Genomic DNA, 10883 nt, shown 5'->3' with positions numbered 1-10883 from the left:
GGGCGGGGCGTGACATGAGTTCAAGGGCGAATTCGAGGAGGAATCCGTGACAACGTCATTCCCGACCGCGCCGTTTCCCCGGAGGCGAAGCGGGCCGCGTGGCCCGGGAGGTCCCCTCGACCGCCGCCGCTTCCTGCGACTGGCGGGCGGCGCCGCCGCCGTGACCGCGCTGCCCGCGACGTTGACCGGCTGCGGCGGCGGGACGTCGGGCGGCTCGGGATCCCTCCGGCTCGTCGGCGTCTCCGACCAGCAGGCCGCGCTCGACCTGCTCACCGCGGACTACACCGCCACCGGGTTCGAGACCTCGTACTCCCCGACCGACCAGGTGCAGACCTCGCTGCGCACCCAGTTGGGCGCCGGCAACGCCCCCGACGTGCACGTCGTCTACCCCGGCAACGGCAGCGCGATGAGCATGGCGCAGATCGCGCAGGCCGGACTGCTCGCCGACCTGAGCGGCCAGTCGTGGACCGAGAACATCCCCGACAACTTCCGATCGGCCTTCCAACTCGACGGGAAGACCTACCTCTACTCGGCCGGCGCCAGCGTGATCGGCGCGATCTACAACCGGACCGTCTTCCAGGAGGCCGGGGTCGAACCGCCGGAGACCTGGAGCCAGTTCCTCCAGGTCTGCGAGGCGGTCAGGTCGGCCGGCAGGACACCGATCGCGCTGGGCGCGCAGACCGCGTGGGTCACCCAACTCATCAGCTACGCACTGGTGCCGTCCACCGTGTACGCCCGGAACCCCGAGTTCGACAGCCAGTTGCGGGACGGCTCGGCGAGCTTCGCCGACTCCGGCTGGGTCGACGCCCTGGAGATGTACCTGGAGCTGCAGGAGCGCGGGTACTTCAACGACAACCCGAACGGCACCACGTTCGAGCAGCAGACCGCCATGGTGGCCACCGGCGAGGCCGCGATGGCCGTCCAGGTGTCGGCGGTGCTGCCGGACTTCCGCGCCGCCGCCGCGAACCCCGACGACCTGGCGATGTTCCCGGTGCCGGGCGCGGACACGGCGGCGGACGTGTGGATACCGGCCGGTGTCGTGGTCGGGCTCGGCGTCAGCGCGGGCAGCCGCAACCGGGACGCCGCCCTGGCGTTCGTCGAGTTCCTCGGCGAACAGCGGAACATCAACCGCTGGGCGGAGGAGATCGCCTGCGTGCCGCTGGTGCGCGACGAAAGCTCCCGCGTCGACCCGGCGTTGGAGCCGTTCCTGCCGTTCATGGACGGCGACCGCGCCGTCCCCTTCATGGACCAGGCCTGGCCCAACGCCGAGGTGCAGCCCACCCACTTCGCGGTGGTGCAGGAACTGCTCGGCGGCCGGACCACGGTCGCGGACGCGCTGAACCGGCTGGACGAGACCTACCGGCAGGAGTAGTCGATGTCCTTGTCCATACCCGGCCGCCGACGGCGGGGCGGCTTCCTGACCCCGCCGTGGTGGTTCGCCGCGCCCGCCCTGCTGGTGTACGCCCTGGTGGTGCTGTACCCGAGCCTCAGCGGCATGGTCTACGCCTTCACCGACTGGAGCGGCATCGGCGACAGCTCCTTCAACGGACTCGACAACTTCCGGCAGTTGTTCCGGGACGACGCCGCCCGCGGGGCCCTGGGCAACACGCTGTCGCTGACCCTCGCGATCGTCGTCGTCCAGAACGGCATCGGCCTGCTGCTGGCCCTCGGCGTGCACACGCGCATCAGGTCGCGGGGGCTGCTGCGGGTGGTGTTCTTCGCGCCGGCCGTGGTCAGCCCGGTCATGGTGGCGGTCCTGTGGAAGTACGTCTACAACCCCGCGCCGGACGCCGGGCTCAACGGCATCCTCGGCGCGATCGGGCTCGGCGGCCTGCGTCAGGACTGGCTCGGCGACCCGTCGCTCGCGCTGTGGTCGGTGGCCGGGATGGTCGTCTGGCAGTTCGCCGGCTACTCGATGATCATCTTCCTGGCCGGCCTCTCGGGGGTGCCCGACGAACTGCACGAGGCCGCGATGATCGACGGCGCCGGCCGGTTCCAGCGCTTCCGGCACGTCACCTGGCCGCTGTTGGCGCCCGCGCTCACCATCAACATCATGCTGTCGACCATCGGCGGGCTGAAGCTCTTCGACCAGGTCTACGCGGCGACCGGCGGCGGCCCCGGCTACGCCAGCGAGACGCTGTCCACGGTGCTCTTCAAGGAGGCGTTCGTCCTCGGCCACTACGGCTACAGCACGGCGATCGCGCTCGTCCTGGCGCTCTTCGTCGCCGCCGTGTCGCTCGTACAGATCCACTACCTGCGCGGCCGGGAGGTGAACGGATGAGAGTCCGCTACGGGTACCGCACGTTCCTGCTGGAGATCGTGATGATCGCCGTCGCGCTGGCGTTCCTCTTCCCGGTGTACGCGCTGATCACGCTGTCGCTGAAGGACGCGCGGGGGATCGCCGCGGAACCGCTGTCGCCACCGACGGACCCGACGTTCGACAACTTCTCCCGGGCCTGGTCGCAGGCCACGTTGGGCGAGGCGCTGCTGAACAGCACGCTCATCACGGTGCTCAGCCTGCTGGCACTCATCGCGACCGGGTCGTTCGCCGCCTACTTCCTGGCCCGCTGCGCCACCCGGCTCGGGTTCCGGCTGTACGTGCTGTTCCTGCTGGGCATCGTGCTGCCCTTCCAACTCGGGATGATCCCGCTGTTCAGGCTCGTCGACTCGATGGGCCTGCTCGGCACCTACCAGGGGATGATCCTCTTCTACACCGGCATCCAACTCCCGTTCACGGTCTTCCTCTACACCGGGTTCATCCGGGCGCTGCCGGGCGAGTACGCCCACGCCGCGCTGATCGACGGCGCCACCCATCTCCAGGCCTTCACCCGGGTGGTGTTCCCGCTGCTGCGGCCGATCACCGGGACCGTGCTGATCCTCAACGCCGTGTTCATCTGGAACGACTTCTTCACGCCGCTGCTGTATCTGGGCGGGTCGGCGCGGGAGACGGTCCCGGTGCGGATCTTCGCGTTCGTCGGCCAGTACGTCTCCGACTACGGGCTGGTGTTCGCCGGCCTCGTGCTGGCCTCGCTGCCGATCGTCGCCGCGTTCCTGGTGCTCCAGCGGTATGTGATCAGGGGCTTCGCCAGCGGGATGAAGGGGTGAGGCGATGACGGGCTGAGCCGGGTGGCCGGGGCGTCCCGCTAGGGCGCTCCGGCCAGCTGCCAGCCCTCGCCGCAGGCGCCCCCGTCGGCCGCCTCGGTCACGGTGGTCTCGTCGCCCGCGGGGGTGAGCAACGGGTGGTAGAAGCGGGCTATCTCGGTGCTCGACCGCGGCACGTAGTGGAAGATCAGCGAGCGCCTGAACCGGTCGGTCGTCCGGTTGGGGCCCGACCCGTGGACCAGGCTGCCGTGGAAGAAGAGCACGTCACCGGCGCGCATCTCGGTCTGGACCTCGGCCATCCCGGGGGGCAGTTCGACGCCGGAGGCCGTGAAGGACTCCGCCTCGTCGGCCTCCTGGGGGCACACCAGCTCGTACCGGTGCGATCCGGGTGCCACCCGGAGCGCGCCGTTGGCCGCGTCGCAGTCGTCCACCGCGAGCCACGCGGCGACGCAGGTCTCGGGGTGGGCCCGCAGGAACAGGTTGTCCTGGTGCAGGGCCTGACCCCGGGCGGTGGGCGGTTTGAAGTAGAACATCGACTGGGCGCCGAGCGGCGGGCCGATCAGCTCCGCCACCCGCCCCATGATCCTGGGGTCCAGCATCCAGCGCCGGGCCAGCCGCCCCGCCTCGGTGTCGACGTGCCGGTGCGGATGGACGAACCGCGGGTAGCGGGCCAGCACGTCGTCCTCGGGCACATGGTCGTCATGCCCCAGGGACCGGTCCCGCTCGACCTGTTCCATGAAGACGTCACGGATTTCCTCGATCTCGGCCGACGAGAGGAGCGCGCGCTCCTGGACCACGCCAGCGCGGGCGTACTCGTCGGCGAGCCCGGTTCCGGGCTCTCGCACGATGGATGACATACGAGCGATTGTGAGCGGGCGCCCGCCCGCCGGGTATGGCAGAACGCGGCGCACCCATGGAAGATTCTGCTGTGCACGGCCAACGACCGCGCGCGGAGTCGCGCAGCCCGGTGATCGACCAGGTCGAGGGCGGACGGCTGCGTGAGGGGCCGGAGTACGCCACCTTCCGCAGCCGGGGGACGACCGACTGGCTGCTGATCCACACCGTCGCCGGATCAGGGCAGTTGACCGGGGTGGAGGGAAGCGTGCGCACGGCGGTCGGCGACGCGGTCCTGCTGCGTCCCGGGGTCCTCCACGACTACCGGACGGCGCCCGGGGAGGCGCAACCGGAAGGGGCGCACTGGGAGATCGTCTTCTCGCACTTCCACCCCCGCCACGCCTGGCTGCCGTTGCTGGACTGGCCCCAGCCCGTCACGGGTGTCGGCCGGATCCGCACCCGGGGCGAGGTGCACCAACGCGTCGCCGCCACGCTGGCGCGCTCCGCCCAGGCCGGGGTCGGCACCCTGCGGCAGGCCACGGCGTTCGCGATGAACGCCCTGGAGGAGGCGCTGTTGTGGTGCGACACGCAGAACCCGCTGACGTCCCGCATGGACGAACGGCTGCTGCGCGTCATCGAGCACGTGGACGCCCACCTCGCCGAGCCCCTCACCGTGGACCGGCTGGCGGCGAGCGTGCACCTCTCGCCCTCCCGGCTGACGCGCCTGTTCACCGAGCATCTGGGAACCACCCCGCAGCGGTACGTCGAGCGGCAGCGGATGACCCTCGCCAAGCAGCTCCTCGACCTCACCAACCGTCCGGTGGCCGCCATCGCGCGCGAGCTGGGGTGGCGCGACCCGCTGTACTTCACGCAGCGCTTCCGCAGGTTCACCGGACAGAGCCCGACGGCGTACCGAAGGCGAAGGTGACGGTCCGGCTCCACGGCCCAGCGGCCCCACGGCCCAGCGGCGTTCACCCGAAGCCCGCCTCGGTGAAACAGCACGCGCCGCGCTCCGCCTGGCGCAGGGCCGGCCGGGGAACCAACCGCGGCGCCTGCCGGACGTACTGACGGAAGCCCGACGCCCGGAACCTCAGATCGAACGCGTGTCCCTCGATGTGCCACGACGGCTCGTCCGTCTCGTCCTCCGCGGATGATCAGGGTAGTCGTCGGTCCGGGCGTCGCCGGCGTGGTCACCGTGGAACCCGAGTGGACACCCGCCTCGGGTCCGAGGGCGGGCCGCCGCCCGAGTTCTGGGAGGTTCCTGGGAAACGGGCCGGTGTTCGGGCCGTGCGCCGCCGCTGACCCGCGTCGCGCCGCTCCCCCTCTGAGGAAGTTCCCAGCACCTCCCCGGAAGCTGGCGTACGGCGTCGCCAAGGTGTGCGAGCCAGTGGCGCGCGGCGTCGTACCGCCCCGAGTACGGCGCCGCCGCCTCACCGCGAGGGAAGCGAAGTGCTCGCCACATGTCGACCGCCACGTCCCGTACCCGCGCCCGTACCCGCGCCACGTCCGGTTCCGGGCCGCGTTCCGGACGGGAGGGCCCCGCCGTGGCCGTGCGTCTCGGGCCGGTCGGTCCCGGACCGAACGCCCTGGAAGGGGCGGCGGCCGCGCTGTGCGCCGTGGCGGCCATGGCCGCCGTGTCCGCGCTGGCCCTGGTCCTGCTCGGCGCCGGATCGGTCGGGTCACTGTGGCCGCTGACGATGGCGGTGACGGCGATGGCCGTCGGCGGCTCGGTGCGCGCGGAGGCCACCGGGTCGGGCGCCGCCGGGTCGACGGACTCGGGCCTCGGCGCGCTGTTCGGCGGGGGCGGCGGCCTGGGCCCGTCGCTGAGCGGTGCCGTCCAGGTCGTCCCGCTCGGCGTGACGCTGGTCGGCGCCGTCGTCCTGTGGCTCGCCTTCGCCCGGCGGCCGCGGTCGCGGCGGCTCGACGCGGGCGAGTGGGCCGCGCGGGCGGCCGGCGCGTGCGCCGCCGGTGTGCTGGCGCTCGCGGTCGTGGCCGCCCTGGGGCGGGGGGAGATCACCGTGCCCGACTCGGCGACGAGCGGGCCGGGCGACGCGCTCGGCGGCCTCGGCGGTCCGGGTGGTCTCGGGGGCGGCGGGATGGCCGACCTGGCCACCCGCTACGAGGCGCAGGTGGGCACCACCGCCCTCGGCGCGCTGCCGTGGGTGGTTGTCACGCTCGCGGTGGGGTGCGCGATCGGCCGCCGGCTGCGGTTCCCCCTCGGCGGGACACCGGACCGGCTGCGGGACGCCTGGGCCCCGAGCGTCTCGGCCGTCGTGCGCACCCTGCTCGTCCTGGCATGGGTGCCGACGATGCTGCTGGCCACGGTCGGGACCGCGGTCGGTGGCCGGGCGGGAACGGCGGCGGGCGCGGTGCTGCTGCTGGCGCCGAACGCCCTGGCGGTGCTCCTGACGCTCGGCGCGGGTGCCCCGTGGACGGCGGCGGCCCACCCGGTGGAGAGCGCGGAGGGCAGTCCGCTCGCCTCACTCCTGGGGGGAACGGGGGCAACGGGCGGAACGGGCGGCCTCCTGGGGGCCGGCGCACTGCCCGACGCCGCTGAGGACCTGAGGTCGTTGGCGGTGGGCGGGGTGCCACTCTGGGCGCCGGCCCTCGGGCTGCTCGCCGTCGTACTCGTCGGCTGCGCCCACGCCGCCGCCCGAGCGGGCCACCCGTCCCTGGCCCGCGCCCCGCTCGGCCACCGTGGCCGGTTCGCCCGACACCTGGGCGCCGCCTGGCGGTTCGGGATCGTCACGGCCGTCGTCCTGGGGGGAGCCGCCTGGCTGGCGGAGGCGTCCGGACGCTTCGGCATCAGCGTGTTCGGCGGCGAGTTGGGCGGAACGCGCGCCGAGCTCGGCGGCGGCGTGGTGCCGTGGGCGGCCGCGCTCGGGCTGCTCGCCGGGAGCCTGGCCGGGTTCGCGGGCAGCCTGCTCTCCACCGCGCGCGGCCCCCGGGCACCGCGGTGACCACCGCCTTTACCCGGTCACGACGCACCGCGTCACTATCCTGCCCCGCAGTGTCCCGGCCGATCTGGAGGCCCCCTTTGACGACCACCGAGCACCCCGAAGCGGGCCCGGCCACCGGGGGGAACCTGCTCGTGGTGGACGACGAGCCCACCGTGCGGGGGTTGTTGTGCGCGGCGCTGCGGCACGCCGGGTTCACCGTCGCGGCGGCCGGGACGGGCCAGGAGGCCCTGGACCGGGCGCGTGAGGTCTCGCCCGACCTGGTCCTGCTGGACGTCATGCTTCCCGACCTGGACGGCTTCGAGGTGATCCGCCGGCTGCGCGAGCGGCACGGTCCCGCCATGACGCCCCGGGCCGGGCACGTCCCCGTCGTCTTCCTCACCGCCCGCGACGCCACCCGGGACAAGGTCGAGGGCCTGGTGCTGGGCGGCGACGACTACGTGACCAAGCCGTTCGAGCTGGAGGAGCTGATCGCCCGCATCCGTGCCGTGCTGCGCCGCACCGGCGGCGACCCCACCGCGCTGCTGCGCGTGGCCGATCTGGAGCTCGACCCCGAAGGGGTGCAGACGACCCGGGCCGGCGAGCCGATCCGGCTGTCGCCCACGGAGTTCCGGCTGCTGCACTACCTGATGGCCAACGCCGGGCGCACGGTCTCCAAGCCGCAGATCCTGCGCCGCGTGTGGGACTACGACTTCAACGGCGACACCGGCATCGTCGACACCTACATCAGCTACCTGCGCCGCAAGATCGACAATGGCGGGCCGAAGCTCGTCCACACCGTGCACGGCGTCGGCTACGTGCTGCGCGGCCCGAAGCCGTGAGCGGGCCCCGGATCCGTGCCCTGTGGCCGCGGGCCTCGCTGCGCGTCCGGGTGCTGCTGCTGGCCGTCGCCCTGCTGGCGGTCGGGCTCACCGCGTTCGGCCTGGTCACCGGCAACGCCCTGCGCGGCCACCTGGAGGACCGACTCGACTCCCAACTCCGCGCCAACACACAGGTGTTCGCCGTGCTGCCGGCCACGCTGGCCGAGGGCGGAGCCGAACGGGACCCGCCGGGCACCGCCGACCTCGGCACGGACATCCTCGGCAACCCCCTCGTCACGTACGTCTCGGACGACGGCACCGTCGAGGACAGCGTCGACTTCCTCGCCGGCGCGAACGGGACCGGGGAGGACCGGGGCCCGGAGCTTCCCGACCTGGACGCGGCCTCCGTCGTCGCCCGGGACGGCCGCCCGTTCACCGTCGGCGGCGCGGACGGTGCTTCGCGGTGGCGGGTGATGGCCGTGCCCAGGGCCTCCGTGGCCCTGCTCCGCGGGGACGTGACGGGGCCGTCGGACGTCTCCGGCAGCGTGGTGGTGTCGATGTCGATGGCCCAGGTCGACGGCACGGTGGACCGCATGTGGCGGATCTTCCAGGGCGCCGGCCTCGGTCTGCTGGCGCTGCTGGCCGTCGCCGGCTGGTTCGCGGTCCGCTCCGGGCTGCGCCCGCTGTCCCGGGTCGAGCGGACCGCCGCCGAGATCGCGGGCGGCGACCTCTCCCGCCGGGTCCCGGAACTGGGCGGCCCCCGCACGGAGCTCGGCCGGCTGACGGCCGCGCTGAACACCATGCTCGGGCAGTTGGAGGCCGCCTTCGCCGCCCGCGCCGCGTCCGAGGCGCGGATGAGCCGGTTCGTCGCCGACGCCAGCCACGAACTGCGCACCCCGCTCGCCGGCATCAGGGGGCTGACCGCCCTCCACCGCATGGGCGCGCTCGCCGAACGCGAGGACGTCGACGCCACGATGGCCCGCATCGCCCGCGAGTCGGAGCGCCTCACCCGGCTCGTCGAGGACATGCTCCTGCTGGCCCGCCTCGACGAGCGCGCGCTGCGGGAGACGGGGGCGCCCGCCGACGGCCGGGGGGCCGACCTCCCGTCCGGCCTCGACCTCGCCCCCACCGACCTCCGCACGCTGGCCGTGGACGCGCTGCACGACGCGCACGCCCTCGACCCCACCCGCACCGTCACCCTCAGCGGCCCCGGCGGCGAGGGACCACCCGCCTCCGCGCAGGCGCTGGCCGACGAGGCCAGGCTGCGGCAGGTCGTCACCAACCTGGTCGGCAACGCCGTCACCCACACTCCCGCCGGCACCCCCGTCCGCATCGGCGTCGGCACCGTCGGCGACCACGCGGTGTTCGAGGTCGCCGACCGGGGCCCGGGCCTCACCCCGGAGGAGAGCGGCCGCATCTTCGACCGCTTCCACCGCGCCGACACCTCGCGCACCCGCGCCACCGGCGGCTCCGGCCTGGGCCTCGCCATCGTCCGGTCCCTCGTCACCGCGCACGGCGGACACGTCGAGGTCGACTCGACGCCCGGCCGGGGCACCACCTTCAGGACCCTGCTGCCGCGGCTCGCCGACCAGCACGCGCCGGCGGGCCGGAGGCCACCGGCGTAGGGGCACCGGTGGCCTCCGTGGTGTCCGTGGGGTCCGTGGCGTCCGGGTCGGTGTCACATGTGGATCACCGGCGCGGCGTTCGGGTCCTCCTCGACCCGGCCGCGGCGGTAGAGCAGGGCGCTGACGAGGAGTCCGGCGGCGAAGAAGGCGGCGGACCACCAGTAGGAGGTGGCGTAGCTCTCCAGCTGGGCCTGGGCCATGACGGCCGGGTCGCGGGGGTCCCTGCCGGCCAGGTAGTCGGTGGCGGCGCCGGCGGCGAGGGTGTTGAGGAGGGCGGTGCCGACGGAGCCGCCGATCTGCTGCATGGTGTTGACGGTGGCGGAGGCGACGCCGGCGTCCTCGGCGGCCACGCCGCTGGTGGCCAGGCTCATCGCGGGTGCCATGACCAGGCCGATGCCGAGGCCGGTGGCGATCAGCGGCGGCATGATGTGGGTGGCGTAGTCGCTGGCGAGGTCGAGGCCGGTGAGCCAGACCAGGCCGGCGGCGGCGATGCCCATGCCCAGGGGGACGATCGGCCTGGGGCCGAAGCGGGGGACGAGGACGCTGGTGGAGAGCGTGGCGGTGATCATGAGCCCGGCGACCATGGGCAGGAAGGCCAGGCCGGTCTCGATGGGGCTGTAGAGGAGGCTCGCCTGCAGGTAGTAGGTGAGGAAGAGGAAGACGCCGAACATCCCGGCGCCGCTGATCAGCACGGCGAGGAAGGAGGCGGCGCGGTTGCGGTCGAGCAGGACGCGCAGCGGCAGCAGGGGGTGGGCCGTCCTGGTCTGCCACCAGGTGAACACGGCGAGGAGCACGGCGCCGGCGAGCAGGCAGCCCCAGGTGGCGACGTCGCTCCAGTCGTGGGACTCGGCGTTGGAGAAGCCGTAGACGACGGCGAACAGGCCGGTGGAGACCAGCAGGGTGCCGGGGACGTCCAGGGTGGCGGCGCGGTCCCGGGCGGCGCGCCGGAGCAGGATCGCCCCGCCGGCGAAGGCGGCGACGGCGAAGACCAGGTTGACGTAGAGCGTCCAGCGCCAGTCCAGGGTCTCGGTCAGCACGCCGCCCAACAGGAGGCCGATGGCGCCGCCGGCACCGGCGATGGCGCCGTAGACGCCGAACGCCCTGGCGCGCTCCCTGGCGTCGGTGAACGTCGTGGTCAGCAGGGAGAGCGCGGCGGGCGCGAGGAGCGCGCCGAAGACGCCCTGCAGGGCACGGGCGGCGATGAGCACCTCGAAGCTGCCGGCGGCGCCGCCCAGCGCGGAGGCGCCGGCGAAGCCGACGAGGCCCGTCAGGAAGGTGATCTTGCGGCCGAAGAGGTCGGCGACGCGCCCGCCGAGGAGTAGCAGGCTGCCGAAGGCGAGGGCATAGGCGGTGACCACCCACTGGCGGTCGCCGTCGGTGAACCCGAGCTCCTGCTGCGCGGAGGGCAGCGCGATGTTCACGATGGTGGCGTCGAGGACGACCATGAGCTGGGCGAGGCCGATCACGACCAGGATCCACCAGCGGTGCCGCGCGGACGCGGGCGCTTCGGCGGCGGTGGCCGGGGCGGTGCCGACGGGGGTGTCGGCGGTGGTACGGGACATGAC

General features: G+C 73.5%; 9 protein-coding genes. 7 read left to right on the top strand and 2 right to left on the bottom strand.

Annotation, left to right across the window (positions count from 1 at the left end; translation table 11 throughout):
* Positions 1-46 precede the first annotated feature (46 nt).
* The 3 genes from E1283_RS22810 to E1283_RS22800 are packed head-to-tail and all read left to right on the top strand — an operon-like array spanning position 47 to position 3105.
* Positions 47-1372, top strand: coding sequence for an ABC transporter substrate-binding protein (locus E1283_RS22810; RefSeq protein ID WP_132819990.1), 1326 nt, complete (start codon positions 47-49; stop codon positions 1370-1372).
* Positions 1373-1375: 3 nt separating this feature from the next.
* Positions 1376-2281, top strand: a complete 906-nt coding sequence (locus tag E1283_RS22805; protein WP_132819989.1) for a carbohydrate ABC transporter permease — start codon at positions 1376-1378, stop codon at positions 2279-2281.
* The gene (locus tag E1283_RS22800; RefSeq protein WP_132819988.1) at positions 2278-3105 is read left to right on the top strand and encodes a carbohydrate ABC transporter permease; all 828 of its coding nucleotides are present in this window, start codon (positions 2278-2280) and stop codon (positions 3103-3105) included. The genes E1283_RS22805 and E1283_RS22800 overlap by 4 nt, the downstream gene beginning before the upstream one ends.
* Before the next feature lie 38 nt (positions 3106-3143).
* Here the strand turns inward: E1283_RS22800 and E1283_RS22795 are convergent, their stop codons facing one another.
* Complete coding sequence (locus tag E1283_RS22795; protein ID WP_132819987.1) at positions 3144-3959, bottom strand: phytanoyl-CoA dioxygenase family protein; 816 nt, start codon at positions 3957-3959, stop codon at positions 3144-3146.
* A gap of 71 nt (positions 3960-4030) precedes the next feature.
* Here E1283_RS22795 and E1283_RS22790 point away from each other — a divergent pair, with 71 nt between their 5' ends.
* The 4 genes from E1283_RS22790 (at position 4031) to E1283_RS22775 (ending at position 9318) form a co-directional block, all read left to right on the top strand.
* Positions 4031-4864 (top strand): helix-turn-helix domain-containing protein, encoded by an 834-nt coding sequence (locus E1283_RS22790; RefSeq protein ID WP_165956218.1) that lies wholly within the window; start codon positions 4031-4033, stop codon positions 4862-4864.
* A 616-nt stretch (positions 4865-5480) separates the two neighbouring features.
* Positions 5481-6896 (top strand): streptophobe family protein, encoded by a 1416-nt coding sequence (locus E1283_RS22785; RefSeq protein WP_132819985.1) that lies wholly within the window; start codon positions 5481-5483, stop codon positions 6894-6896.
* Positions 6897-6973: 77 nt separating this feature from the next.
* The gene (locus E1283_RS22780; RefSeq protein ID WP_132819984.1) at positions 6974-7714 is read left to right on the top strand and encodes a response regulator transcription factor; all 741 of its coding nucleotides are present in this window, start codon (positions 6974-6976) and stop codon (positions 7712-7714) included.
* Positions 7711-9318: a HAMP domain-containing sensor histidine kinase gene (locus E1283_RS22775; protein ID WP_243745026.1), complete on the top strand. Its 1608-nt coding sequence runs from the start codon at positions 7711-7713 to the stop codon at positions 9316-9318. The genes E1283_RS22780 and E1283_RS22775 overlap by 4 nt, the downstream gene beginning before the upstream one ends.
* A gap of 53 nt (positions 9319-9371) precedes the next feature.
* On the opposite strand, the gene E1283_RS22770 is transcribed toward E1283_RS22775, so the two are convergent.
* Positions 9372-10880, bottom strand: a complete 1509-nt coding sequence (locus E1283_RS22770; RefSeq protein WP_132819991.1) for an MFS transporter — start codon at positions 10878-10880, stop codon at positions 9372-9374.
* Positions 10881-10883 lie beyond the last annotated feature (3 nt).

Origin of the sequence: Streptomyces hainanensis (genome assembly GCF_004348415.1) — a bacterium.
GTDB lineage: Bacteria > Actinomycetota > Actinomycetes > Streptomycetales > Streptomycetaceae > Streptomyces > Streptomyces hainanensis.
This window is presented reverse-complemented; position numbering and strand designations above follow the sequence as displayed.